This is a genomic window from Rhizobium sp. BK491 (genome assembly GCF_014194925.1).
Classification (GTDB): Bacteria; Pseudomonadota; Alphaproteobacteria; order Rhizobiales; family Rhizobiaceae; genus Rhizobium.
The window spans coordinates 439635-465924 of sequence record NZ_JACIAR010000003.1 but is presented as its reverse complement, the minus strand read 5'-3'; the positions used below and the strand labels follow the sequence as shown (position 1 = coordinate 465924).

Sequence of the window (26290 nt, the reverse complement as noted above, 5' to 3'; positions counted from 1 at the left end):
GGGCAAATATCGCCATCCTGTTTCCATCTCATCTGGAGTGAATGATATGACCGATAACGTGCTCGATATTTCGGTAAAGAAGATCGGCGGCAGCGATACGACGCTTGCCGACTATCGCGGCAAGGTCATCATGGTCGTCAATGTCGCGTCCAAATGCGGACTGACGGTGCAGTATGAAGGGCTGGAAAAGCTCTATGAGGAAAAGCGGGACGAAGGTCTTGTCATCGCCGGCTTTCCGGCCAACGATTTCAAGGGCCAGGAGCCGGGTAGTGATAAAGAGATATTGGAGTTCTGCACGCTGACCTATGACGTGCAGTTTCCCATGTTTTCCAAGATCGCCGTGACGGGTGAAAACCGCCATCCGCTTTATGACAGCCTGATCGCCTCGGGCGTAGAGACGGTAGGAGACGGGCCGATGCGCGAACGGCTTGCCAAACATGGCCTCGAGACCGGGCAGAACGGTGGCATCGTCTGGAATTTCGAAAAGTTCCTGATCGGTCGCGACGGCGACGTTGTTGCCCGCTTTGCGCCTGATGTAACTGCGGACGATCCGCGCCTGCTCTCCGTTCTGGAAAAAGAACTGGCTCGCGCTGGCTGAAGTCCGCGGCAAATCGGATAAAAGCCGAATTAATTCAGAATAATAAGGTCTATTTTTGCAAGCAGGGCGAGTATTACTTCGCCCTGCTATGTCGTTGCTTACGACTACGCTCAGGAGTATTTTCAAGTCTTCGAATATATCCGAAGAAACGCCACATCAATCTGGGAGGAAGATGTCATGCGTGAACCTGATATGCAGAAACTTGATGCCCTGGTCGGTCGGCTGGTCGGCGATCTCGGTGCAGCGGTCTCCGGTGTGCTGGTCACGCTTGGAGACCATCTAGGCCTCTTCAGGGCCATGGCGGATGGAACGCCGATGACGTCGGCCGAACTGGCCGACAAGATTGGCGTGAAAGAGCGTTATGTGCGCGAGTGGCTGTCGGCTCAAGCTGCCGCCGACTATGTTAGCTATGACGACGAGACCGAGCGCTTCTATCTGACGCCGGAACAGGCCATGGTGTTTGCGGAGGAAAACAGCCCCGCCTTCTTCACCGGCGCCTTCGATGTCGTCCAATCCATGTGGCTCGACGAGCCGAAGATCGCCAATGCCTTCAAAACCGGCAGCGGTTTCGGCTGGCATGAGCACAGCGCCTGCCTGTTCCGCGGCACGGAGCGGTTTTTCCGTCCAGGTTACAACAGCCATCTCATTACGGAATGGATACCGGCGCTGAACGGCATGCATGAAAAGCTTCAAGCCGGCGCGGCTGTCGCCGATGTCGGCTGCGGCCACGGTGCCTCGACCATCCTGATGGCGCAGGCCTATCCGAACTCGACCTTCTTCGGCTTCGACTACCACCTGCCATCGATCGAGCGGGCGCGCGCTGCCGCCAAGCAGGCGGGCGTCGATACCCGCATCACGTTCGAGCAGGCAAGCGCCAAGGATTTCCCAGCTGTCGGTTACGATCTTGTCGCCATGTTCGATTGCCTGCACGACATGGGCGATCCGGTCGGCGCCGGTAAACACGTCAAGGAAAGCCTTGCCGACGACGGCACCTGGATGATCGTCGAACCCTTTGCGCATGACTGCCTGAAGGACAATCTCAATCCCGTCGGTAGGGTCTTCTACGGCGCTTCGACGATGATCTGCACACCGGCTTCGCTGTCGCAGGAAGTAGGGCTGGGCCTCGGCGCCCAAGCCGGCGAGCTGAAGCTGCGCAAGGTGGCCATGGATGCGGGCTATTCGCATTTCCGCAAGGCAACTGAAACGCCGTTCAACATGGTCTTCGAAGTCAGGGCATGACCGGCTAGAGGAGGCCGGGCCGCGTTAGGCCCGGCGCCTTTCGGGTGATTAGGCCTTCACGACGCTCGCCTGATATATCTCGTCGATGGTTTTTGCGAGGCTGGCGTCGAATTCAGCATCGCTCATCGTCACGCGCAGATCCTCGGTCAAAGCTCGGGAGAAGCTGGCGATCATTCCATGATTGTGGCTGAGCTTTTCGCAGGCATCCGCACGGCTGTAGCCGCCCGAAAGCGCCACGACGCGCGCCACCGCCTTGTGATCGACGAGAGGCTTGTAGAAATCCGGAACAGTCGGGATCGTCAGCTTGAGCATGACCTTCTGGCCGGCCGGCACTGCATCGAGCCTCTGAGCGATCTCGTCCCGCAGAATAGCCTCGGCCTCCTGCTTGGTCGGGCTCTTGATGGAGACTTCCGGTTCGATGATCGGCACGAGACCATGGCCGAGGATCTGATGTCCTATCTCAAACTGTTGCTTGACCACCGCGGCAATGCCGGTCTTGTCGGCGTTGGCAATGACCGAACGCATCTTGGTCCCGAAGATCCCCTTCTTCGCCGCACGGGCAAGCAGAACGTCCAGATCCGGCATCGGCTTCATCACCTGCGCGCCGTTCTCCTCGGCCGCCAGACCCTTATCGACCTTGAGGAAAGGGACGACACCGCGATCGGCCCAGAGATAGATAGGAACCGGCTTGCCCTTCGCCTCACCATCCATGGTCTTCTCGAAAAGAATGGCGCCAATCACCTTATCTCCGGAAAATGAGGGAGCCGTCATGATGCGCACGCGCATTTCATGCATCAGGCGGAACATTTCCTCATCGCCATTATAGTCGGAATCGGCGATCCCATAGAGACGCAGAGCGCCCGGGGTCGAGCCTCCGCTTTGATCGAGGGCAGCGATGAAGCCACCCTTGCCCGACATCTGCGACATCATCTTTTCGTCAGCCATACTATTCTCCCTATTGCGTAACGCCGCGCGGCGCATACGGACTTTCTGGGCCGGACAGGCCTTAGGCATTTCCGACCGGTTGCAAATATCGACCTTGGCGAACGATTTCACCCCTGGTCCGGCCATGCAATCGACCGATATCTGAGAAACCTAACGGAATTCCGATTGTTATCCAGTCGAAATGCACAGCATTTTCGAGAAATCAATGACCGTGAACTGCGGAGTTTTGGGTGTGACAGCTCACCAAAACGGTTCTTTCCGCGCCAACTCGCCGAATAAACCGATTAAGGCGGTTATTACTGGAAGATCGCGCGCCGGGAACCGGTCGAGCAATATTTTAACTTCGGCTTTCACCATCCGTGTGATTGAGCCGTTTTGAGCTGGTTTGCTTTTGGTTGGGGCTTTACAGCCCGTTTTCTGGCGCGAAAAGGGGAAACGGCAATCTGCATGGCATTAGCGATTCCGCGCAACTCTTCTCGCGCCTTCATGTAGCGCGAGGCGCCCTCGATCAGCGAGGCGACGACGATATTCATCTCACCCTCGCGCCCGAAGGATAACACGATGCCAATGGCGTAGGTCTTGCCGGTGCGAAGGTTGATGCCGCCAAGATCGGGGCGATAACCGAGCTCGCCAATGACGCGCTGACCTACTTCGCGACGCAAGCCGCGTCCTACCGCCAATCCCTGCACCTTCGACAAATCATTCCGCTCCGCCATGTCGACGCGAGAATGCCCGCAGGCGGGTAACGATGAAGCGCGGGCTACGATCAAAGTCGACGAGGGGTGCGTGTTTGGGCAGTCGATCCCATGTTGTCGCATGACATCAGGGCACAACCTTAAGCATGGATATTCAGCCGGCATTCAGAAAGGCAATCTTAGGATGCATATCGTCAGCCATTCTATTATTAGGGGAAGCTCATGGACAAATATACCAAAACTGTTTTGACAGTCATCGCCGTCGCGCTCGCGGCAATCGCCATCCAAAACACGATTACGCCGGCGCAAGCCGTCGGTGGCGGCTGCGGCTGGAATATGTATAATCCCTGCTTTGTGAAGCTCGTAAACTGACGGAGTTCAACACACGGCACATCGGTATGCCCGGAACTTCTTCCGGACATGCCCCTATCTCAAACGAACTGATTATGATTCAGCGATCTTGCGCGCAGCCTGGATGGCTGTGCGGGCACCGTTGCGCAGTTGAGCCGTTTCCGTGCCGGCGATGACCAGATCCAGGCCGAGCTTCAGATATTCTCCGGCACGGGCACCATCGCCGCCAAAGGCACAAATCACCTTGCCATGGGCGCGGCACCGCGCGAGTGCGGTTGCAAGCGCCTGATCGATCGCGGCGCTATCGGGCGCAAGGCGCGCACCATTCGAAAGCGCGATCGAAAGATCGGACGGCCCGACGAAGATGCCGTCGATGCCGTCGACTGCAAGAATCTCGTCGATCGCATCGAGCGCCGTGCGGGTCTCCACCATGGCGATGGTAGCGGTCAGGCTGTTCGCGCTCTGCAGATAATCTTCAGCCGGCAGGCCGAAATGATTGAGGGCTAGCGACGGCCCCCAGCTGCGCTCGCCGAGCGGCGGATACTTCGTCGCCTGCACCAAGGCGCGCGCATCATCGGCGGAATTGATCATCGGTGCGATGATGGCAGAGGCACCGGCATCGAGAAGCCGCGAGGCGGAGGCGAAATCGCCGACGGGAATACGGGCAATCGCCGGCTTGCCCGCCAAGCGCACATGGGCGATGCCGTTGGCGGCGGACTCCATGTTCCACATGCCATGCTGCATATCGAGCACGATGGTATCGAAGTCTTCCTGCGCCAGATGATTGACGAGCATCGGATCAGGTATGCCGACCCAGCCGGAGACCATGCCGCCATTCTCGCGGCGTTTCAGGCGTCCGGCAAAACCGTTCATGTCAGTCGTCATCGTTTTTCCTCACCTATCAACAGCAGGGCTCTGTCTTTTTTGCCAGCATCGACCGCCAAATCACGGCGAGCCGTTGCAAGCGACAATACTCAATTCCCATTGCCGAGCCACTCGAAAGTGCGTAGGCGACGGACACAAATCGACAAACCACGGCTCCGACCGTGGTCGGCCGCCGTGCAGGAAGATGATTTCAAATCTGCCAGACGACCATGACAAATTTGCAGCTATCTGGATCGGTTAGCCGTGCCCACAAGGCGACCAAGGCGTGACTTAAGACGAGCGATGCCGCCAGGCGGAAGGCATCGCCCGATCATAGGATCTCGGCGGCTCGTTACCGCTCAACGCCCGGCAAAGCGCTGCTTCGCAAAATCCGTGACAGGCGTGTAAAGGCTGATGAGCGTTCCCTCGGGATCGCGGATTTGCCCTGCCCGGTTTCCCCACGGCATCAGCTTCGGTTCGTGCACGACCTCCACCTTGTCCTTCAACCTTGCGAATTCGGCATCGACATCGTCGACCTGGAATTCGATAACAAGCGATCGGTTGACGCCGGGTTCGGCACTGCCCTCGCGAAACAGGGCGACAGTCTCGGCACTTCCAATCGCAAGTGTTGCCGCGGGGGTGACGATCTCGGCAAAGACCGGCGCTAGCCACTCCGCAGCCTGACCGGTGACCATCTCATAAAACCCGACCATCTTCTTGATGTCGGCAACGATCAGACGTGTCGATGCCAGTTTCATTGCGTACTCCTTCAAAATGGCGCCAACTCTGTTGTTGGCGGCTCGAAGGCTCTTGTTGCATAAGGCTGTTGCCACCATAATGGCAGCAGGAGTCAGCAGGCATGCGTCGCGCCGATCGTTTGTTTCAGATCATACAGATATTGCGCCGGTCGAGCCGGCCGGTCACCGCCGCCGCGCTGGCGGATGAGCTCGAAGTCTCCAAGCGCACGGTCTATCGCGACGTCGCCGATCTGATGGGACAGCGGGTTCCGATCGAGGGCGAGGCAGGCCTCGGATATCTCCTGTCGCCCGACTACGAAATGCCGCCGCTGATGCTGACGCCCGAGGAGATCGAGGCCGTCGTCCTCGGGGCGCAATGGGTTGCGGGTCGTGCCGAGAAGGCCCTTGCCAATGCCGCACGCGACGTGGTTGCCAAGATCACCGCGATCGTGCCCGGGCACCTGCGTCCCTTCATCCTTGAGCCGAGCGTCGGCGCCAAACCGCTTCTTCAGGGAGGCCAAGAGGAAAACATCGACCTGCCGTTGTTGCGGACGGCAATCCGCGAAGGGCGAAAACTTCGGCTGCGCTATCGGTCCGATGCGGGTGCGGAAAGCACAAGGATCGTCTGGCCCGTTATCCTCGGCTATTCCGACACGAGCCGCATTCTGGTGGCATGGTGTGAGCTGCGCCAGGGCTTCCGGCATTTCCGCACGGAACGGATTCTCGCGGCCGACATGCTCGACGAAAACTATGGCCTGAGGCCAGGCGAATTGCGGCGTCGCTGGGCCGCCTGGCGAGAGGCCGAACTCCAGCAATTAGGGCGGGCGCGATAGGCATCGGGTGCTGGCGTCATTTGTGCCGGCACCCGCTAATCTCAGATGATTCCGCCGCCACCGGCTACAGAGGCTGGCCGTTCGGCGGCAACCTTGCGGCGATAGCCACTCGCTCTGTAGGTGGCGACCGGATCGATGGCCCCGCCCGTCCGGCGGCGAGCTTCGGCCAGGATCGGCTCGACATCGGCGCGATAGGCGCGCTTCAACGTCTCGGATGCCATCAACGCATCGTTCGCATCCTGATAGCCGTCCAATGCATTTCGATCGACAATCAGCGCCTGCGCATAGGCACGACGGATTTCGTTGGCGCTGGAGATCAGGCTTTCGATCGGGTCCGTGACATTGTGCGACTGGTCGATCATATGCGCTGGATTGAAGTCATTGACCCCGCGCCGTTCGGCATCGACCAACTCGTTGAAGACGAGGAAGAGGCGGTAGGGCTCGATGGCGCCGGCATCGAGATCGTCGTCGCCATACTTGGAATCGTTGAAGTGGAAACCGCCGAGCTTGCCGAACTGGATAAGGCGGGCGACGATCATCTCGATGTTGGTATTCGGCGCGTGGTGACCGAGATCAACCAGGCACTGCGCCTTGGGGCCGAGTGTCTGCGCGATCAGATAGTTGGTGCCCCAATCCTGAACGACCGTGGAATAGAAGGCCGGCTCGTACATCTTGTGTTCGGAGAACAACCGCCAATCATCCGGAAGCGCCTTGTAGATATCGGCCATGGCGGAAAGATAGCGCTCGAATGCCTTGGTGAAATTGGTCTGGCCGGGGAAGTTCGAGCCGTCGCCGATCCATACCGTCAGCGCCTTCGAGCCAATGGCCTTGCCGATCTCGATGCATTCGATGTTGTGCTCGACGGCCTGGGCGCGGGTTGCCGCATTGACATGGCTCAGCGAACCGAACTTGTATGAATGCGCCTGGCCGGGCGCGTCGGAGAACGTATTGGAGTTCATGGCGTCAAAGCCGAGGCCGAGCGCATCGCCTTTCGCCTTCAGTTCGCGCGGATCGGCCTTATCCCAGGGGATATGCAGCGAAACCTTCGGCGTTGCCCGCGTCAGCTGCTGGATGACGGCGCAATCGTCGAGCTTGTCGAAGATGCCGCGCGGCTCGCCGGTGCCTGGGAAGCGGGCAAAGCGGGTGCCGCCGGTGCCGACGCCCCAGGACGGGACCGCAACGAAGAATTCGGAGACCTTCCGGGTCACGGCTTCGATATCGACGCTGCGGCGGGCGAGCGTGGCGCCAAGCGCCTCATAGTCGGATTTCAGCGCAGCGGCGCGCTTGTCGTTTTCTGCAGCAACCAGATCGGGCGCAATTCTAAACTCGGCCATTCTTTCCTCCCAAATGCGTCATTCGAAACATTACAGCCTCTCGACTGGCTGTTCCATCTTCTCCCCACCGGGGAGAAGATGCCCAAGGGGCAGATGAGGGGGAGTGAGGAGCATAGCGACTCACATCTTGAGCGTAAGCGAAAGATAGAACCACATGTGCAGCCCCCTCATCCGACCCTTCGGGCCACCTTCTCCCCGCTGGGGAGAAGGAAAAATGTAGCCAACTAGCGCGTGAAGCTCTGCGCGTTGCCGGCATCAACGTTGATGATATTACCCGTCGACTTGGCGGAAAGATCCGAAGCCAGGAAGTAGATCGCCTCGGCAATGTCCTCGGGGAAAACATTGAGCTTCAGCATCGAGCGCTTGCGGTAATGTTCCTCCAGCTCGTCCACCTCGATCTTCGAGGAGGCGGCACGCTGCTCGCGCCATTCGCCGTTCCAGATCTTCGAGCCGCGCAGGACGGCGTCGGGATTGACCGTATTCACGCGGATGCCGGCTTCAGCACCCTCGAGCGCCAGGCAGCGGGCCAGATGGATTTCGGCGGCTTTGGCCGTGCAATAGGCGGCCGCATTCGGCGAGGAGGCCAAACCGTTCTTCGATGCGACGAAGACGACGTTACCACCGAGATTCTGGCGGCGGAACAGCCGGAAGGCTTCGCGCGAGACGAGGAAATAGCCGGTCGCGAGAATATCGATATTGCGGTTCCACATCGAAAGCTCGGTGCTCTCGATCGGCGCGGACGAAGCGATGCCGGCATTCGATACCAGAATGTCGACCCCGCCGAATTCGACGCAAGCCTCGGCAAAGGCGGTAATGACGGCATCTTCCTTCGTCACGTCGAGCTTGACGCTACGCACCGCGTCGGCGCCGAACATCTTGGCGAAATCCGCCTGGGTGCCCTCAAGTGCCGCCTGGTCGATGTCAGCCAGAACCACGCAGGCACCCTCGCCCACAAGGCGCGCCGCCGTGGCGCGGCCGATGCCGCCGGCGCCGCCGGTGACGAAAGCAACACGACCCGCAAGGCTCTTCGGCTTCGGCATGCGCTGCAGTTTCGCCTCTTCCAGCAGCCAATATTCGATATCGAAGGCTTCCTGTTCGGGCAGGCCCTGATATTCGGAGACGGTCGAGGCGCCGCGCATGACATTGATGGCGTTGACATAGAACTCGCCGGCAATACGGGCGGTCGCCTTGTCGCGGGCAAAGGACAGCATGCCGACGCCGGGAACGAGGAAGATCACCGGGTTCGGATCGCGCATGGCAGGCGAATTGTCGTGCTTGCAATCGTTATAGTAGCGCGCGTAGTCGGCGCGGTAATCTTCCAGCGCCTTGTCGAGACCGGCGATCACTGCATCGACATCGGGCTTAGCCGGATCGAAATCGACGATCAGCGGGCGGATCTTGGTGCGCAGGAAATGATCCGGGCAGCTGGTGCCGAGCGCGCCGAGCGGGCGAAGATTCTTCGAATTGACGAATTCGAGCACCGCATCCTGATCGTCGAAATCGCCGAGCTTGCGTTCGGCCTTGCCGATGCGACCGCGGATCTCAGGCATCAGCCGGGCGGCGATGGCACGACGCTCCGCTTGCGGCAGGCTCTCGACAGCAGTGCCGCCGAAAATGGTTTTGCCTTCCGTCTTGGCGGCGAACCATTCGATTGCCTTGTTGATGATGGCGAGCGTCAGCTCGTAGCATTCCTTGGCATCATTGGCCCAGGTGAAGAGGCCATGACTTTCGAGTACGACGCCCTTGGCATTCGGATGCGCCTTGACGAAGGCTTCGAGATCAAGACCGAGCTGGAAGCCGGGGCGGCGCCAGGGGAGCCAGCCAATCTCGTCGCCGAAGATCTCGCGTGTCAGTTCGCGCGAGTTCTTGGAGGCGGCAATGGCGATGATGGCGTCGGGATGCATGTGATCGACGTGGGTGAACGGCACGAAACCATGCAGCGGCGTATCGATCGAAGCGGCGCGGGCATTGAGATTGAAGGTGCAATGCGGCAGGAAGCCGACCATGCGATCCTCGTCGGCAACGCCCTGATAGATATTCTTCAGGCTGTCGAGCTTGTCCTGATAAAGTGTGGCGAAACCATCGAGCTTGATGGTGCCGACATCGCCGCCAGAACCCTTGACCCACAATACTTTGACCTTCTCGCCGGAGAGCGGATCGGTTTCCATGACCTTGGCCGACGTGTTGCCGCCGCCGTAGTTGGTGATACGCTTGTCGGCACCGAGCAGATTCGACCGATAAAGCAGCTTGCCCGGCTCATCCAAGCCTGCCGCATACGCATCATCCCAACGGTTCTTCAGAAGCTGAACGCCAGCCGCCATGTCATCCTCCCTTGAAATCAAGTCTTTCAGGCGGACCAGATCATATGCAGCCGCCCTTTGTGAGCAGGGTATCGCTCACGTATAGTCACCTTGTCAATCGAAAACGATCAAATTCGATAATGCTGCGATGCAATATGAATGTTTATGATCGTTTATGATTGACACATTGTCATATTTGCGAAATAACCGCCGACAAGGAGGAGCCAATGCACGAACGCGAACGCCATCGCATTATCCTGAGCGCCGTACAGGAAAAGTCTGTCGTGACGATTCAGGATATTTCCGAGCTGACCGAGGCTTCGGAAGCGACGATACGCCGTGATATCGCTGCCCTGCACGTGCAGGGAAAGATCCGGCGCGTGCGCGGCGGCGCGGAATCGATCCATCCCCCACAGCTCGGCAATCTGGCAGCGCGACCGTTCCGTGTATCCGAAGCCGTCAACATCGATAGGAAACGCGCAATTGCGCGCAAGGCTGCCGAACTCTGCAATCCCGGCGACGCCATCATTATCAACGGCGGCACGACTACGTTCCAGCTGGTGCACTATATCTCGGCCTTCCGGCTGCAGGTGATGACAAACTCCTTCGCCATCGCCGAACATCTGGTCAAGCATTCGAAGAACAACGTGACGGTGCCGGGCGGCGCGATCTATCGCGAGCAGAGCCTGATCCTCTCGCCCTTCGACAACGACACGATCCGAAATTTCTATGCGCGGCGCATGTTCGTTGGTGCACAGGGCGTAGGCCCGCTCGGCGTCATGGAAGCCGACGCGCTGGTCATCCAGAGCGAGCAGAAGCTCATGCGCCAGGCCGACGAGCTCGTCGTCATGGTGGATTCGAGCAAGTTCCGCCAGCGCTCCAGCCTGATCCTTTGTCCGCTCGAACAGGTCTCAACCATCATTACCGATGACGGCGTAACCGCCGAAACCGTGCGCATGATCGAGGATGCGGGTATTTCGCTCATTATTGCAAATGTTTCGGCTCAGGCCGAGGAGGAGGATTCCCCGTCGGTCGCGTGAGACGCGCGGCCGAAATGGGGTGAGCATGCCTATTAACTTTGGGAGGAAGTGACATGAATATAGCAAAGAAACTGGCGATCGGCGTCGCGCTCGCCGCGACACTGATGGCCGGCGCGGCAAGTGCAAAGGACGTCAAGATCGGTCTCGTCGTGAAGTCGTTGGGCAACGGCTTCTTCGAGGCCGCCAACAAGGGCGCCCAGGAAGCAGCCAACGATCTCGGAGGCGTGCAGGTGATCTACACCGGCCCGACCTCAACCACGGCCGAGGGCCAGATCGAAGTGATCAACTCGCTGATCGCGCAGGGCGTCGATGCCATCGCAATTTCCGCAAACGATCCCGACGCAGTCGTCCCGGCACTGAAGAAGGCGGCACAGCGCGGCATTAAGGTCATCTCCTGGGATTCCGGTGTCGCCAAGGCCGGTCGCATCCTGCAGCTGAACCCCTCGTCCAACGAGCTGATCGGCAAGATGTGCCTGACACTCGCCAAGGATCACCTTGACGGCGGCAAGGGCGACTTCGCCATCCTGTCGGCAACGACCACCTCGACCAACCAGAATATCTGGATCGGCGAGATGAAGAAGCAGCTCAAGGATTTCCCGGGCCTCAATCTGGTGACAACAGTCTATGGCGACGACCTCTCGGACAAGAGCTATCGTGAAGCCCAGGGCCTCCTGACTTCACATCCGGAAGTCAAGGTCATCGTCGCCCCGACGACCGTCGGCGTGCTTGCCGCTTCGCAGGCCGTCAAGGACGCCGGCAAGATCGGTAAGGTCTATGTGACCGGTCTCGGCCTGCCATCCGAAATGGCCGGCGCAATCAAGTCGGGCGCCACGAAGGAATTCGCGATCTGGAACCCGATCGATCTCGGCTATTCCGCAACGCAGATTGCCTATCGCCTCGTCAAGGGCGAGACCGACGGCAAGCCGGGCAGCGAGATCAATGCCGGCCGCATGGGCAAGATCAAGGTCGGCGAAAACGGCGAAGCCGCCATGGCCGATCCGTTCGTCTACAACGCCTCGAACATCGATCAGTTCTCCAAGGTTTTCTGATCGAAAATCGAACTCGCAGCTCTCCGGCGGCATCAGCCGCCGGACCTGGTTTCACTGATCCGGTACATTGCTGATGACCACAGTCCTTCAACGTTCCCTCGCGGACGCACCAGCCGCGAACAATCAGGCTATCTTGGAGATGCGCGGCATTTCCCAGATCTTTCCCGGCGTCAAAGCGCTGGATGGCGTCAGCATTTCGCTTTACCCCGGTAAGGTCACCGCCCTCATCGGTGAGAACGGTGCCGGCAAATCGACACTCGTTAAAATCCTAACAGGTATCTATCGTCCGAACGAAGGCGAGATCCTTGTCGACGGCAAACCAACGGCTTTCGCCAGTGCGCAGGCGGCCATCGATGCCGGCGTCACGGCCATTCATCAGGAAACGGTGCTCTTCGACGAGCTGACTGTTGCCGAAAACATCTTTCTCGGTCATGCGCCGCGCACATCCTGGCGCACCATCGATTGGAAGACGATGAACAGCCGATCGAAAGAGCTTCTCCAATCGCTGGAAAGCGCCATCGATCCCACGACCCGATTGAAAGACCTCTCCATCGCACAGCGCCATCTCGTAGCAATCGCGCGCGCTCTGTCGATCGAGGCCCGCATCGTCATCATGGATGAACCCACGGCAGCTCTTTCGCGCAAGGAGATCGACGATCTCTTTCGCATCGTCGAGGGATTGAAGGCGAAGGGTAAGGCGATCCTCTTCATCAGCCACAAGTTCGACGAACTTTATGAAATCGCCGACAATTTCGTCGTCTTTCGAGACGGCCGCGCCGTTGGCCATGGCGAGCTGAAGACGACTCCGCAGGACGAGATCGTCCGCATGATGGTCGGCCGCGACGTCAAGGACGCCTTTCCGAAAGTGCCTGTCACAATCGGGGTCACCGTTCTCGAAGTCGACAACTACTGTCACCGCACCGAATTCCGCGACATTTCCTTCAAGCTTCGGCGCGGCGAGATCCTCGGCGTCTACGGCCTGATCGGCGCCGGACGATCCGAGCTTTGCCAATCGCTCTTCGGTATCACCAAACCGCTGTCCGGGCGTCTGACGCTCGACGGGCAGGAAATCAAGGTGCACTCGCCGCAGGACGCCATTGCCGCCGGCATCGTCTATGTGCCGGAAGAGCGCGGCCGCCACGGCCTGGCGCTGCCGATGCCGATCTATCAGAACATGTCGCTCCCGTCGCTCGGACGCACCTCCCGCAAAGGGTTTCTGAAGGCGGCCAATGAGTTCGCTCTCGCCCGCAAATATGCCGAACGGCTCGACCTGCGTGCAGCCGCCCTTTCCGTACCTGTGGGAACGCTCTCCGGCGGAAACCAGCAGAAGGTGGTCATCGGCAAGTGGCTGGCGACGCAGCCGAAGATCATCATTCTGGACGAGCCTACCAAGGGCATCGATATCGGCTCGAAGGCGGCCGTCCATGGCTTCATCAGCGAGCTGGCGGCCGAAGGCCTCAGCATCATCATGATCTCTTCCGAACTTCCCGAGATCCTCGGCATGTCGGATCGCGTCCTGGTCATGAAGGAAGGCCTGTCCGCAGGCCTGTTCGAGCGCGAAGGGCTAACGCCGGAGACCCTGGTGCGCGCCGCCACGGGAAATGCTTAAGGAGGGACAGGATGCCACGCATCCTTAAAAAGCGCGAAACACTGCTCGCCATCATCATCATTGTGATGATCGCCGGTTTTGCAACCCGTGCGGCCGGCTTTGCCGAGCCCGCCAATCTCGCCAATATCTTCAACGATACGTCGATCCTCATCATCCTGGCCCTTGCCCAGATGACTGTGATCCTGACGAAATCGATCGATCTATCCGTCGCGGCCAACCTGGCACTGACCGGTATGGCGGTTGCGATGCTGAACGCCGCCTATCCCGATATTCCGCTGGTCGCACTCATCGTGATGGCAATCCTGATGGGCGCGGCTCTCGGCGCCATCAACGGCTATCTCGTCTGGGCTTTGGAAATCCCGCCGATCGTCGTCACGCTCGGCACCCTCACGATCTATCGCGGCATGGCCTTCGTGCTGTCGGGCGGTGCCTGGGTCAATGCCCACCAATTCACGCCGATCTTTTTGAACGTCCCGCGCACGCCGCTTCTCGGCCTGCCGGTGCTAGCCTGGATCGGCATCGCAATCGTGCTGATGATGTATCTGGTGCTGCGCTACACGCAGTTCGGCCGCTCGGCCTATGCGAGCGGCGGCAATCCGGTCGCCGCCGTCTATGCCGGCATTGATGTCGGCTGGACCCGGTTCCTCGCCTTCGTTCTCTCCGGCGCGCTCGCCGGGCTCAGCGGCTACCTTTGGGTATCGCGCTACGCGGTCGCCTATGTCGATATCGCCAACGGTTTCGAACTCGATAGCGTCGCCGCCTGCGTCATCGGTGGCATCTCGATTGCCGGCGGTGTCGGCTCCGTGGCGGGAGCCGTGCTCGGCGCGCTCTTCCTCGGTGTCATCAAGAACGCGCTCCCGGTCATCGGCATCTCGCCGTTCACGCAGATGGCGATCTCCGGCACCGTCATCATCCTTGCCGTCGTCTTCAACGCGCGGCGCGAGCGTAACCGCGGCCGCATCATCCTGCGGGATCAGGCGGCAAAGGTCACCGCCAGCCATGGAGCAAGCGCATGAGCACCGTTTCGCAAGCGCCAGTGGAAAAACGCGCCATTCCGGACCGTTTGGGAACGCCGTTCAAGCGCCTCCTGGCAAGCTGGGAGACATTGCTGTTTGGCGTTGCCGTCGCGATCTTCATCTTCAATTCGCTGGCCTCGCCCTATTTCCTCGATCCCTTCAATCTTTCCGATGCTACCTTCAACTTCACCGAAAAGGCGATGATCGCCTTCGCCATGGCGCTGCTGGTCATATCGGGTGAAATCGACCTGTCGGTCGCCGCTATCATCGCGCTCGCCTCGACGGCCATGGGCGCTGCGGCGCAGGTGGGCGTCGACACGGTCGGCCTCGTTGCCATCGGGCTTGGTGTCGGGCTGCTTTGTGGCCTATTCAACGGCTTCCTCGTATCGGGCATGAAGCTGCCATCGATCGTCGTCACCATCGGCACGATGAGCCTCTTTCGCGGCATTTCCTACATCGTGCTTGGCGACCAGGCCTATGGCAACTATCCGGATAGTTTCGCCTACTTTGGCCAAGGCTATGTCTTCTGGGTCTTCTCCTTCGAATTCGTCCTCTTCATCGTGCTGGCGATCGCCTTCGCGATCCTGCTGCATGCGACGAATTTCGGCCGGCAGGTCTACACCATCGGCAACAATGATTTCGCAGCACGCTTCTCAGGCATTCCCGTCGAACGGGTGAAATTCCTCCTGTTTCTGCTGACTGGCCTGATGAGCGGCATTGCCGCCGTCTGCCTCACGTCGCGCCTTGGTTCCACGCGTCCCTCGATCGCGCTTGGCTGGGAGCTCGAAGTGGTCACCATGGTCGTGCTCGGCGGCGTGTCGATCCTCGGCGGTTCAGGCACGATCGGCGGCGTCGTCATCGCCGCTTTCGTGATGGGCCTTGTCACCTTCGGTCTCGGACTGCTGAACGTTCCGGGCATCGTCATGTCGATCTTCATCGGCCTCCTCCTTATCGTCACCATCGCCCTGCCGATCGTCGCCAGGCGCATCAGGACCATGAGTTCCAAATGACCGCAGCCCTCGAACGCCACGCCTTCAAGATGAAGCTCAATCCCGGCATGGAGGCGGAATACAAAAGACGCCATGACGAGATCTGGCCGGAACTTGTGAAACTGCTGCACGAGGCCGGCGCCAGCGACTATTCCATCCATCTCGACCGCGAGACGAACACGCTCTTCGGTGTGCTGACGCGGCAGAAGGATCACACCATGGCGAGCCTGCCAGACCATCCCGTCATGAAAAGATGGTGGGCGCACATGGCCGATATCATGGCGACCAATCCCGACAATTCGCCGGTGCAGAGCGATCTCGTCACGGTCTTCCATCTGCCATGAGTGCTGCATCAGCCTATCGCCGCATAGCCGTCATCGACATCGGCAAGACCAATGCCAAGGTCGTGGTGCTCGATGCCGAGACCGGCGGTGAAATCACCGTCGTCAAGACGAGCAACGGCGTGCTGAAGAGCGAACCTTACCCGCACTACGATATCGATCGGCTTTGGGATTTCATCATCGGCGCACTGAAGGGCTTTGCAGCGGCGCCCGGCTTCGATGCCATATCGATCACCACGCATGGTGCCTCGGCGGTGCTACTCGATGCCGATGGCGGCCTTGCGTTGCCCGTTCTCGATTACGAGTACGCCTATCCGCAAGCCATCCAGGAAGCCTATGGACAGTTGCGCCCGGCCTTTGCCGAAACTTTCTCGCCGCGCCTGTCCGGGGGGCTGAATGTCGGCGCGCAAATCCACTATCAGAAAAGCGTCTTTCCCGAAGAATTCGCGCGCGTCACAGCGATCCTGACCTATCCACAATATTGGGCCTTTCGCCTGAGCGGCGTTGCCTCCAACGAAGTGACGTCGCTCGGCTGCCACACCGATCTCTGGAACCCGACGACGCAAAGCTATTCGTCTCTCGTCGATGCGCTTAGCATTCGCGGGCTGATGGCGCCGATCCGTTCGGCTTTCGACGCGCTTGGACCGATCTTGCCGGCACTCGCTGCGGATATGGGTCTCACGAAACCGGTGCCCGTCTATTGCGGCATCCATGATTCCAACGCCTCGCTGCTGCCCCATCTGGTCGAGAACGAGGCACCTTTCGCCGTCGTGTCGACGGGGACATGGGTGATCAGTTTCGGCGTCGGCGGCGATCTCGGCCATCTCGATCCCGTCCGCGATACTCTTGCGAATGTCGATGCCCTTGGCCGCACCGTGCCATCAGCCCGCTTCATGGGTGGCCGCGAATTCGAGATTCTGGCTGCCGAAATCGGCACGGCATCATCCGATGCAGTCGAAGCCGCTATCGAGGCGGTAATCGAGAAGGGCCTCATGCTGCTGCCCAACGTCGTTGAAGGATCGGGTCCCTTTCCCGGCCGCAGGCGGCGCTGGATCGCGGATCATGCCGCGAGCAATGCCGAACGCCTTGCCGCCGTCTGCCTCTATCTCGCGCTGATGACGGAAGCCTGTCTCGGTCTGATCGGCGCTAAGGGACCGATCTTCGTCGAGGGTCCTTTTGCTCTCAACCATGCCTACCTCAAAGCCCTGTCCGCTTTGACGAATAGCGACGTTATTGCACTAGCGGGCTCGACGGGCACCAGCCAGGGGGCAGCGTTACTGACGGGCATCCGCCCTGCGACAACAACGGAAAACTCGCCGGTTCGCGCCGAACTGGCCGGGTTGACCCGCTATCGACAAGCCTGGTGCGACGCTTTGATCGCTTAAGCCCCGGTCCCGGATAGTTCGGCAGCCGCGATTTCGGCAACATGCAGCGTTGGCTGGACGTGCTCGTCCTCGCCATCTTCGATCAGCCAGGCAGCCGAGAGGCCGGCCCAGGCAATGACCCACCGCAACAGGCGTCCGCGCTCCATTCCCGCCGCCTCGGCAACGACCGTCACTTGCCGGGCAAGACGGCCGGGAGATGTGGCGACGGCATTGTCCGGATTGCAGAAGAGATTGGCGTAATCGAAGCCGCGTTCGCCCACGAGCCCCTTCGGGTCGATCGCGAGCCAGCCGCGCTCGGCAAAGTCCAGAATATTGCCGTGATGAATGTCTCCATGCAGGGCTACGATATCGCGAGGCTCCGACAACAGCGCGCGGGCGACAACTGCGGACTGGACGAAAATACCGCCTTCACAATGAGCCATCGCTTCGAGCGAACGAAACCGGTGGACAAGCGGAATCAATTGCGGCAAAGCGCCCCCGCGAGAGGCATGAAGCCCAGCGACGGCTTTGCAGATGATCCGGGTTGCCTCGTCGTCCTCGCCGTTCCTTGCCATCTCGGCAAGTGAGCGGCTGCCTGTCGCCCGTTCGAGCAGGATAGCATCGTCCTGATGTTCGAGAACGCGCGCAGCACCACTGCCATTCCACCAGACCAGGAGCTCGGCACCCGATTTCTCCTCCGGCGCGTCCGCGATCTTCAGCATCGCTGGCTCGCCGTCACGACGCACGGGAAAGAGCCGGCTGGAATGCGTCACGATCGGAGCGCCGTCGGGGATCAGCCGCCAGATGTCAAAATAGACCTTCGAATCGTCATTCTCGTTCACGCTATACCGATCTCCTTGGCGCGGGCCGCGCTATGATAGGCGCCGCGGCTTATGTGGATCCGCGGCATGAAGATTTCCACCTTCAGATCCGCCTCGCCTTGCCGCCCTATTACCTAGGCCCTTGCGGCAGGCAGGCAACAACTATCCCTCGTTAAAATTTTCGGGAAAACGCTAAAATTGTCTTGGCGACGGTTATTTTCTTGCGGAATCGTCCCAATATTCCTACAGAAAATACCCTTATGAGCGCTTTCGAGATCAAAAAATGTCCGAAAGGGCCCATCGGCCTCGATATCAGCTCTGTCTTTTCCAAAAGAACGCCTTACGGCAGTTTGCGCGTCGAGACAGGCGATTGCGGGCGGGTTCAAAGGGCGCTGCCGCGCCTATCCAAGGAGAGCTAACATGAGTCTGAAGACATTGACGGCCGCGACCTTCGTCGCTTCGCTGGCCTTCGCACCTCTCGCACATGCGGACATCACCATCGGCCTCATTGCGCCGCTGACCGGCCCGGTCGCAGCTTACGGTGACCAGGTCAAGAACGGCGCGCAGACCGCTATCGAAGAAATCAACAAGAACGGCGGCGTTCTCGGCCAGAAGCTCGTTCTGAAGCTCGGCGATGATGCCGGCGATCCGAAGCAGGGCGTATCGGTCGCCAACGGCTTTGTCGGCGACAGCATCCGCTTCGTCGTCGGCCCGGTCACTTCGGGCGTCGCCATTCCGGTTTCCGACGCGCTTGCCGAAAACGGCATCCTGATGGTCACGCCGACTGCGACCGCCCCAGGCCTGACCAATCGCGGCCTGACCAACGTCCTGCGTACCTGCGGCCGTGACGACCAGCAGGCCGTCGTTGCCGGCGAGTATGTCGTGAAGAACTTCAAGGATAAGAAGATCGCGATCCTCAACGACAAGGGCGCTTACGGCAAGGGCCTCGCGGATGCCTTCAAGGCAGCGATCAACAAGGGCGGCGTCACCGAGGTCGTCAACGACTCGCTGACCCCCGGCGAAAAGGACTACAGCTCCCTGACGGCGAAGTTGAAGCAGGCTGGCGTCGAAGTCATCTATTTCGGCGGTTATCATCCGGAAGCAGGCCTTCTGGCCCGCCAGCTGCACGACATCTCCGTCAAGGCGCAGATTATCGGCGGCGACGGCCTTTCGAACACGGAATATTGGGCGATCGCCAATGATTCCGCGGCCGGCACGCTCTTCACAAACGCGTCTGATGCACTGAAGAACCCGGATTCGCAGAGCGCCGTCGCCGCCCTCAAGGCCCGCAACATCCCAGCTGAAGCCTTCACGCTGAATGCCTATGCTGCCGTGCAGGTGCTGAAGGCCGGCATCGAGAAGGCCGGCAAGGCGGATGATGCCGAAGCTGTCGGCGCTGCGCTGAAGAAGGGCGAACCGATCGATACCGCCATCGGCAAGGTCACCTACGGCGAAACCGGCGACCTGACATCGCAGAGCTTCTCGCTCTACAAGTGGGAAGGCGGCAAGATCGTTTCGGCCGAGTAAGCCGTCACGTCATCGCTTTGGAATGGAACCGGGCCGCCTGCTGGCCCGGTTTTTTGTTGTCGATCCTGGGGGACTGCGGCTCAACAAACGGTGCGGAAGCGCTCGATGCAGGTGGAGAGAACCTCCTCACCCGGCCGCTTCCACCAATTATTCTGAGAGAATATTTCCACCTCCTGCAGGCCGAAAAAGCCGGCCTTCTCGATCTCGGCGCGGATGCGCTTCAAGTCGATGACGCCGTCACCCATCATGCCGCGATCAAGCAGCAGGTCCGTGGTCGGCACCAGCCAATCACAGATGTGATGCGCCAGGATGCGGCCGCCAGCGCCAGCGCGCGCGATCTGTTCATAAAGCTTCGGGTCCCACCAGACATGGTAGACATCGATCGCGACACCGATGCCTTCGCCCAGAAGATCGCAGATGTCGAGCGCCTGCTCCAGCGTGTTCACGCAGGCGCGGTCGGCCGCATACATTGGATGCAGCGGCTCGATCGCGAGCGGAATGCCGGAGCTGCGCGCATACGGCAGGATCGCGGCGATACCATCGGCCACCATCTCGCGGGCGTGAACGATATCCTTCGATCCCTCTGGTACGCCTCCGACGACGAGAACCAGGCAATCGGCATTCAGTGCCGCCGCTTCGTCGATCGCCCGCTTGTTGTCGTCGATTGCAGCCGCTCTGCCCTCGGCGCTTGCGGCAGGAAACATGCCGCCGCGGCAAAGCCCGGTGACTTTCAGCCTGTTATCGGCAACGATGCGGGCGGCTTCGGAAAGCCCGATCTTATGCACCTGATCGCGCCAGGGCGCGATCGCGACGATATCCTGCTTCAGGCAGGCCTCGACCGCCTGAAGCATATCATATTGCTGGCGCACCGTCGCCAAATTGACGGACAGACCCTCAATGGCCATGCCGATCTCCTCCTCCGGTCCCTTTTCCGCTATTCGATGCCGACGGTGGCAAGGATCGTCTTCATGCGATAGACGGCGAGATCCGGGTCACGCAGCACGCGCGCCGTATCCGCCAGGCGGAATAGCTCCGAAAGATGCTGGATCGATCGGGCGCTCTGCTGCCCGCCGAGCATCTGAAAATGGTCCTGGAAACCATTGAGGTAAGCAAGAAAGACGACGCCCGTCTTATAGAAGCGCGTCGGCGCCTTGAATATATGGCGCGATAGCGGGACGGTCGGCGCCAGGATCTCGTGGAAGGCGTCGAGGTCGTTCTGAGCGAGCTTTTCGAGCGCCGCACTTGCGGCCGGCGCGACGGCATCGAAGATACCAAGCAAGGCATGCGAATAGCCCTGGTCGTCGCCAGCGATCAGTTCGGCATAGTTGAAATCGTCGCCGGTATACATCTTGACCGCCGGGTCGAGCCGCCGGCGCATGACGATTTCCTTCTCTGCCGACAGTAGCGAAATCTTCACGCCATCCACCTTGGCCGCATTCTGGTTGATGATCGCAGTCGCGGTTTCCATGGCCCTCATGTCATCGGCGGAGCCCCAATAGCCTGCCAGCGCCGGATCGAACATCGAGCCGAGCCAGTGAATGATGACAGGCTCTTTGACCTGACCAAGGATGCGGTCGTAGACACGGATATAATCATCCGGGCTCTTGGCGGCGGCGGCAAGCGCCCGGCTCGCCATCAGGATGACACGGCCGCCCTGCCCTTCCACATAGGCGATCTGTTCCTCATAGGCACGAATGACGTCATCGATCGTGACATCGGCGCCGGGCTGCAGATGATCGGTGCCGGCGCCATAGGCGATCACCGCATCCGACCGGCCGCGGGCGGCCGACTGCGCATGCGCAATCAGCTCTTTCGCACCGGTCCAATCGAGCCCCATGCCGCGCTGGGCGGTATCCATCGCCTCCGCCACGCCGAGGCCGAGACCCCAGAGATATTCGCGAAAGGCAATCGTGCGCTCCCAGTCGATATTACGGTCAAGCCAGGGATCGTTATCCGCAAGCGCATCGACCACGACGTGCGCGGCAGCATAGGCCACGCGATTTAAGTGATGACCGCCCGCCGGCTTCACCGGCGCGATCAACGGCTCATTGACGGGCGTGAAGGCGGCAATCGCACCATCTGCCCTGGGCAAGTGAAGACTTCTCTCCATGCGGCCAGCCTCCTAGCGAGCAGAAAGAGAAGGCACGTCGACCCAGCGACGCTCCGCCCAGCTCTTCTGTGCCAGCTCCGCCAGCTGCACGCCCTTGGCGCCCTCGCGCAGCGTAAACTTCCACGGCGCGTCCTCGGCCACATGCCACAGGAACTGTTCCCACTGCGCCTTGAAGCCATTGTCGAAGGCCTGTGTGTCCGGCACTTCTTCCCATGTATCGAAAAAGTTGATCGGCTGCGGCTGATCGGGGTTCCAGACCGGCTTCGGCGTGTTGACGCGATGCTGCGTCCAGCAGCGCATCAGCCCACAGACGGCCGATCCATGGGTGCCGTCGACCTGGAAAGTGACGAGATCGTCACGACGAACCCTGACCGCCCAGGAGGAATTGATGTGGGCGATGACGCCACCTTCGAGCTCGAAGGTTGCATAGGCCGCATCATCGGCATCGGCGACATAGGTGTTGCCGTTCTCGTCGACGCGGCTCGGAATATGCGTCGCGCCGAGGCAGCTGACGGATTTTACTTCGCCGAACAGGTTGTCGAGCACATATCGCCAATGCGGCAGCATATCGAGGATCATGCCGCCGCCATCCCTCTTGCGGTAGTTCCAGGACGGACGCTGCGCCTTTACACCCCAGTCACCTTCGAAAACCCAATAGCCGAACTCGCCGCGCACGGAGAGAATCTTGCCGAAGAAGCCGCTGTCGCGCAGCATGGCGATCTTGCGCAGCCCAGGCAGGAACAGCTTGTCCTGAACAACACCGTTCTTGACGCCGCGGCGCTCCGCAGAGGCTGCAACCGAGAGCGCCTCCTCCAGCGTCTCGGAAATCGGCTTTTCGCAATAGACATGCTTGCCGGCGGCAATCGCCTTCTCCAGAAGCTCGACGCGCATCTGCGTCGAACCGGCATCGAAGAAGATCGTATTGCTGGGATCGGCAAGAGCGGCATCAAGATCCGTCGTCGTCTTCGACAGGCCGTGCTTGCGGGCGATCGCCTCGATCTTTTCGGCATTGCGGCCAACAAGCAGCGGCTCAGGCATCAGCCGGTCGCCGTTCGACAGAAGAACCCCGCCCTGTTCACGGATCGCCAGAATGGAGCGCACGAGATGCTGGTTATAGCCCATGCGGCCGGTAATGCCGTGCATGATGATGCCGATCGGCTTCGTTGCCATGAGTTTCTTCCTCCCGTAAATAACTATATAGTTACATAACTGACACGGCGAAGCCATGCTGTCAACGGCCATCGTCAATGGCCGCAGCGGCAATCATCTATCGTTGCTGAGCCTGTTGCCCGGGAGATTTTAGGGACGCAGATAGGCGAAAATCACGTCGACGATATGCTCGCCCCAGGCGTCGATTTCGCTCTTGTCCGAGAGGTTGCGACGGAAGATCGTGGAAAGTGTCCAGCGGTTGGTCAAGAAAAATGAGCCGAGGGCCGCAATGCTCATATAGATTTTCACCGGATCGCAATCGCTGCGGAATACGCCTGTCGCCGCGCCGCGATCGAGCAGGCCGGAGATCTCGGAGACCAGCGGCGAGTGCAGCTCGAAAATGCGTGCCGAACGCTTCAGGAAGCGGGCCTTATGCATGTTTTCCGTGCTGAGAATCCCCAGAAACTCGGGATGATCCAGGAAATATTGCCAGGTGAAGACGACCAGCTCCCGCATGCCGTCGGCGGGCGAGCGATGCGAGAGATCGAGCCGCGCCTCTGCCGAGCGAATAGCGATATAGCTGCCTTCCAAAACGGCGACGTAGAGCGCATCCTTGCCGCCGAAATAGTGATAGAGCATTCGCTTGTTGATTTTCGCCCGTTCGGCGATGGCATCGACGCGGGCTCCGCCATAGCCCCGCTCGGCAAACTCCTTGGTTGCGGCCGCCAGAATAGCCTTGCTGGTGCGTTCCGCATCCCTGAGACGGGGCCGTTCCGAAGCTGTGCGCGAGGGGGTTTGCTCTGCATTCGCAAGGTCTGCACTCTTTGCGCTGCGCTTTACGGTCTTGGCTTCCGACATCATGGCTCCCGGCGGCATTTCGTAAGGCTTATGCGGCCCATCCTCACGCCGATAAGTAACCGATCATCGCATAAGTTGACAGCCCCCGGTGAATCAGAGGCGATAGTAACCATATGGTTATATCGATTTAAACGCGGTTGCGGCTGTGATTATGACCCTGAAACAGGAAATTGCCACCGGTGTCGAGCCATCCGAACGAAGGCGCTGATTTGGGCAGTATATGGTGACGATCTTGCTTTCAGGCCCGATCAGGCCTTAGAGAGCAACAGGAAAGTGGCATCGGGCGAGCATGACCAGAAACCAAATCGCAATCATTGGCGGCGGCCCTGCGGGATTGATGGCTGCAGGGACCTTATCGCGGCTGGGCCATCGCATTGTGATCTACGACAGCATGCCGACGGTTGCGCGCAAGTTTCTGCTGGCCGGAAAATCCGGTCTCAACATCACGCATTCGGAAGACTACGGGATCTTTGCCACCCGCTTCGGCGCTGCCTCGTCCCGATTGCGTGCAGCACTGGACGATTTCCAGCCGGATGACGTCAGAGCCTGGGCGGAAGGCCTGGGAACGGAAACCTTCGTCGGCTCGTCCGGCCGCGTCTTCCCGAAAGTCATGAAGGCATCGCCGCTGCTGCGGGCCTGGCTGGCAAGGCTCGAAGCACTCGATGTCAGCATCATGACGCGGCATCGCTGGTGCGGCTTCGAGGACGGCAGTCTGATCTTCGAAACGCCAAAGGGGCGCGAACTTGTGCGTCATGACGCCGTTCTGCTCGCGCTCGGTGGGGCAAGCTATGCCCAGCTGGGCTCGGATGCGGCATGGGTCAGCTGGCTTCGGGGCGAAGGCATCGATATCGCCGCGTTTCAACCGGCCAATTGCGGTTTCGACGTCACCTGGAGTGCGACGTTCAGCGAACGCTTTGCCGGGGAACCCCTGAAGGCGGTGACGGCGACATCGCAGGCAGGGACTTTCCCCGGCGAATTCGTCATCTCGAAAACGGGGATCGAGGGCAGTCTGGTCTACGCCCATGCCGCCTCATTGCGCGATCGGTTGGCAAAAACGGGCGAGGCCTCACTCATTGTCGATCTGGCGCCCGGACGCGCCGAGGAGCGTTTGGCGCGCGATCTGGCGCGGCAGGATCCAAAGGCCAGTTTCTCCAATCGCCTGCGCAAGGGCGTCGGCATCGAGGGCGTCAAGGCGGGCCTTCTGCGCGAGCTTGCCGAACCCGCAGTTCTCTCGCATGCGGAACCCCTTGCCCGCCTGATCAAGGCTTTGCCGATTCCGTTGCTGAGGCCGAGGCCCATCGCCGAGGCCATCTCGTCCGCCGGCGGCATCCGATGGGATGAGCTCGATGAGCGCTATATGTTGAAGAAGCTCCCCGGCATGTTCGCCGCCGGAGAAATGATCGATTGGGAAGCGCCGACCGGCGGCTATCTTCTGACGGCCTGCTTTGCGACCGGGCATGCTGCGGCAAAAGGCATGGATGCCTGGCTCAAGAACCGCTGACGAGGCTTAAAGCCGCGCTTCAGCCAATCCGGCCGTTCTCCATGAGCCAGGCGACCGCTTCCTGAACGGCCTGTAGCGACGTATAGCGCGGCCGGTATCCGAGTAGCCGTTCGGCCTTGGCGATCGAGCAATTCGGGCTTCGGGCGACATGTTCCCAGGTCGCCTGCGCATCCTCCGCCGATTGGCTTTCCGCCCATTTTTCGTAAGGCAGAAATTCCAGCTTCGGCTCATGTCCAAACCAGCGCGACATGGCCTCTGCATAGCCTCTGAGCGTCAGCGCACCGCTTGAAACCGCGTGGAAAGCCTCTCCCGTCGAAACGCGCCAATTGGCGATAGCACCCATGAACATCTGCGCGACATCATCGGCATGGACATGATGAACCGTCTCCAAGCCGAAATTCGGCAGGACGAGGGTTTCACCGCGCGCCAATGTCGAAAACGCCGACAGGTTGAAATGCCCGGCGGGATTGAGAGGTTCCCACCCGGGACCGACGATATGACCGGGATGGATCAGAGTTGCGGGAAATCCCCTACGCCGCGCCTCCTCAAGCAGATGCGCTTCGATCGCAGCTTTCTGGATGCCATAATCGCCGAAGGGCCGCTTCGGCGCCTCTTCCGGGGTCGGAACCACGGTCGAAAATCCATGTGTCCAGATCGTGCCCGTATGCAGGAAATGGCCGACATGATCGGTGAGCGCCTCGGTCAGATGCCTTGCGCTGTCGAGCGTGAAGCAGATCATGTCGATGACGATATCCGGCTTCAAGGCACGAATGGCCGGGCCGAAGCTACCATCCTTCTCCATGGCAGCACGATCCATCGCCAGCATTTCCACTTCGCTCCACGCCTTGTTCGGCGAATAGGGCTTGGCCTGGCCGCGACTGATCGCCACCACCTCATGCCCGGCTTCGACCAGCCGCGGCACCAGATAGGTGCCGACATGGCCCGTTGCACCGATAATCACCGTGCGCGTCATGATATCCTCCCAATGGCCGAGATCGAACGCCGGCGGCCGGCGACGCT

Annotated in this window: 25 protein-coding genes; 13 read left to right on the top strand and 12 right to left on the bottom strand. The window is 60.1% G+C overall.

Annotated features, from left to right (window positions below; all coding sequences use genetic code 11):
* The first annotated feature begins 46 nt into the window (after positions 1–46).
* Both FHX05_RS16575 and FHX05_RS16570 read left to right on the top strand, forming a co-directional pair.
* On the top strand, positions 47–598 hold the full coding sequence (locus tag FHX05_RS16575; protein WP_183873048.1) for a glutathione peroxidase: 552 nt from the start codon (positions 47–49) through the stop codon (positions 596–598).
* Positions 599–775: 177 nt separating this feature from the next.
* The gene (locus tag FHX05_RS16570; protein WP_112410831.1) at positions 776–1837 is read left to right on the top strand and encodes a class I SAM-dependent methyltransferase; all 1062 of its coding nucleotides are present in this window, start codon (positions 776–778) and stop codon (positions 1835–1837) included.
* 48 nt (positions 1838–1885) lie between these two features.
* On the opposite strand, the gene FHX05_RS16565 is transcribed toward FHX05_RS16570, so the two are convergent.
* Complete coding sequence (locus tag FHX05_RS16565) at positions 1886–2782, bottom strand: fructose bisphosphate aldolase (protein WP_183873046.1); 897 nt, start codon at positions 2780–2782, stop codon at positions 1886–1888.
* Between the two features lie 350 nt (positions 2783–3132).
* Positions 3133–3480 (bottom strand): hypothetical protein, encoded by a 348-nt coding sequence (locus tag FHX05_RS16560; protein WP_183873044.1) that lies wholly within the window; start codon positions 3478–3480, stop codon positions 3133–3135.
* A 219-nt stretch (positions 3481–3699) separates the two neighbouring features.
* Here FHX05_RS16560 and FHX05_RS16555 point away from each other — a divergent pair, with 219 nt between their 5' ends.
* Positions 3700–3849 (top strand): hypothetical protein, encoded by a 150-nt coding sequence (locus FHX05_RS16555; RefSeq protein ID WP_183873043.1) that lies wholly within the window; start codon positions 3700–3702, stop codon positions 3847–3849.
* Positions 3850–3921: 72 nt separating this feature from the next.
* Here the strand turns inward: FHX05_RS16555 and FHX05_RS16550 are convergent, their stop codons facing one another.
* Positions 3922–4713, bottom strand: a complete 792-nt coding sequence (locus FHX05_RS16550) for an aldolase/citrate lyase family protein (RefSeq protein WP_183873041.1) — start codon at positions 4711–4713, stop codon at positions 3922–3924.
* Between the two features lie 338 nt (positions 4714–5051).
* Positions 5052–5450 carry a VOC family protein gene (locus tag FHX05_RS16545; RefSeq protein ID WP_112410827.1) on the bottom strand — a complete coding sequence of 133 codons (399 nt, stop codon included), beginning with the start codon at positions 5448–5450 and terminating at the stop codon, positions 5052–5054.
* 101 nt (positions 5451–5551) lie between these two features.
* On the opposite strand from FHX05_RS16545, the gene FHX05_RS16540 reads away from it, so the two are divergent.
* Positions 5552–6262: a YafY family protein gene (locus FHX05_RS16540; RefSeq protein WP_183873040.1), complete on the top strand. Its 711-nt coding sequence runs from the start codon at positions 5552–5554 to the stop codon at positions 6260–6262.
* Positions 6263–6303: 41 nt separating this feature from the next.
* Here the strand turns inward: FHX05_RS16540 and rhaI are convergent, their stop codons facing one another.
* Together rhaI and FHX05_RS16530 are read right to left on the bottom strand one after the other, a co-directional pair.
* A complete protein-coding gene (gene rhaI, locus FHX05_RS16535) occupies positions 6304–7596 on the bottom strand; it encodes an L-rhamnose catabolism isomerase (RefSeq protein ID WP_183873039.1) in 1293 nt (430 codons plus the stop codon).
* A 224-nt stretch (positions 7597–7820) separates the two neighbouring features.
* Entirely contained in the window at positions 7821–9917 is a 2097-nt protein-coding gene (locus FHX05_RS16530; protein WP_183712308.1) for a bifunctional rhamnulose-1-phosphate aldolase/short-chain dehydrogenase, read from the bottom strand.
* A 206-nt stretch (positions 9918–10123) separates the two neighbouring features.
* Between FHX05_RS16530 and FHX05_RS16525 the strand changes: the two genes are divergently transcribed.
* The 7 genes from FHX05_RS16525 to FHX05_RS16495 all read left to right on the top strand — a co-directional run bounded on the left by FHX05_RS16525 (position 10124) and on the right by FHX05_RS16495 (position 17325).
* Positions 10124–10936, top strand: coding sequence for a DeoR/GlpR family DNA-binding transcription regulator (locus tag FHX05_RS16525; RefSeq protein WP_112603360.1), 813 nt, complete (start codon positions 10124–10126; stop codon positions 10934–10936).
* 53 nt (positions 10937–10989) lie between these two features.
* Positions 10990–11985, top strand: a complete 996-nt coding sequence (gene rhaS, locus FHX05_RS16520; protein ID WP_183873038.1) for a rhamnose ABC transporter substrate-binding protein — start codon at positions 10990–10992, stop codon at positions 11983–11985.
* Between the two features lie 73 nt (positions 11986–12058).
* Entirely contained in the window at positions 12059–13594 is a 1536-nt protein-coding gene (locus FHX05_RS16515) for a sugar ABC transporter ATP-binding protein (RefSeq protein WP_183712306.1), read from the top strand.
* An 11-nt stretch (positions 13595–13605) separates the two neighbouring features.
* The gene (locus tag FHX05_RS16510; RefSeq protein WP_183873037.1) at positions 13606–14610 is read left to right on the top strand and encodes an ABC transporter permease; all 1005 of its coding nucleotides are present in this window, start codon (positions 13606–13608) and stop codon (positions 14608–14610) included.
* On the top strand, positions 14607–15620 hold the full coding sequence (locus tag FHX05_RS16505; protein ID WP_183873036.1) for an ABC transporter permease: 1014 nt from the start codon (positions 14607–14609) through the stop codon (positions 15618–15620). The genes FHX05_RS16510 and FHX05_RS16505 overlap by 4 nt, the downstream gene beginning before the upstream one ends.
* A complete protein-coding gene (rhaM, locus tag FHX05_RS16500) occupies positions 15617–15943 on the top strand; it encodes an L-rhamnose mutarotase (protein WP_183873035.1) in 327 nt (108 codons plus the stop codon). Before FHX05_RS16505 ends, rhaM begins: the two co-directional genes overlap by 4 nt.
* Positions 15940–17325 (top strand): FGGY-family carbohydrate kinase, encoded by a 1386-nt coding sequence (locus FHX05_RS16495; RefSeq protein WP_183873034.1) that lies wholly within the window; start codon positions 15940–15942, stop codon positions 17323–17325. The genes rhaM and FHX05_RS16495 overlap by 4 nt, the downstream gene beginning before the upstream one ends.
* Here FHX05_RS16495 and FHX05_RS16490 read toward each other — a convergent pair.
* A complete protein-coding gene (locus tag FHX05_RS16490) occupies positions 17322–18146 on the bottom strand; it encodes an aminoglycoside phosphotransferase family protein (RefSeq protein WP_183873033.1) in 825 nt (274 codons plus the stop codon). The genes FHX05_RS16495 and FHX05_RS16490 overlap by 4 nt on opposite strands.
* Positions 18147–18545: 399 nt before the next feature.
* On the opposite strand from FHX05_RS16490, the gene FHX05_RS16485 reads away from it, so the two are divergent.
* Complete coding sequence (locus tag FHX05_RS16485) at positions 18546–19652, top strand: branched-chain amino acid ABC transporter substrate-binding protein (protein WP_183873032.1); 1107 nt, start codon at positions 18546–18548, stop codon at positions 19650–19652.
* A gap of 80 nt (positions 19653–19732) precedes the next feature.
* On the opposite strand, the gene FHX05_RS16480 is transcribed toward FHX05_RS16485, so the two are convergent.
* The 4 genes from FHX05_RS16480 to FHX05_RS16465 all read right to left on the bottom strand — a co-directional run bounded on the left by FHX05_RS16480 (position 19733) and on the right by FHX05_RS16465 (position 23769).
* Positions 19733–20557: a sugar phosphate isomerase/epimerase gene (locus tag FHX05_RS16480; RefSeq protein WP_183873030.1), complete on the bottom strand. Its 825-nt coding sequence runs from the start codon at positions 20555–20557 to the stop codon at positions 19733–19735.
* Between the two features lie 29 nt (positions 20558–20586).
* Entirely contained in the window at positions 20587–21762 is a 1176-nt protein-coding gene (locus FHX05_RS16475) for a dihydrodipicolinate synthase family protein (protein ID WP_183873028.1), read from the bottom strand.
* A 12-nt stretch (positions 21763–21774) separates the two neighbouring features.
* The gene (locus tag FHX05_RS16470; RefSeq protein ID WP_183873026.1) at positions 21775–22932 is read right to left on the bottom strand and encodes a Gfo/Idh/MocA family oxidoreductase; all 1158 of its coding nucleotides are present in this window, start codon (positions 22930–22932) and stop codon (positions 21775–21777) included.
* Between the two features lie 129 nt (positions 22933–23061).
* Entirely contained in the window at positions 23062–23769 is a 708-nt protein-coding gene (locus tag FHX05_RS16465; RefSeq protein WP_112337128.1) for a TetR/AcrR family transcriptional regulator, read from the bottom strand.
* Between the two features lie 289 nt (positions 23770–24058).
* Between FHX05_RS16465 and FHX05_RS16460 the strand changes: the two genes are divergently transcribed.
* A complete protein-coding gene (locus FHX05_RS16460) occupies positions 24059–25270 on the top strand; it encodes a TIGR03862 family flavoprotein (RefSeq protein ID WP_183873024.1) in 1212 nt (403 codons plus the stop codon).
* Positions 25271–25289: 19 nt separating this feature from the next.
* On the opposite strand, the gene FHX05_RS16455 is transcribed toward FHX05_RS16460, so the two are convergent.
* Positions 25290–26243: an NAD-dependent epimerase/dehydratase family protein gene (locus FHX05_RS16455; protein WP_183873022.1), complete on the bottom strand. Its 954-nt coding sequence runs from the start codon at positions 26241–26243 to the stop codon at positions 25290–25292.
* Positions 26244–26290: the final 47 nt, after the last annotated feature.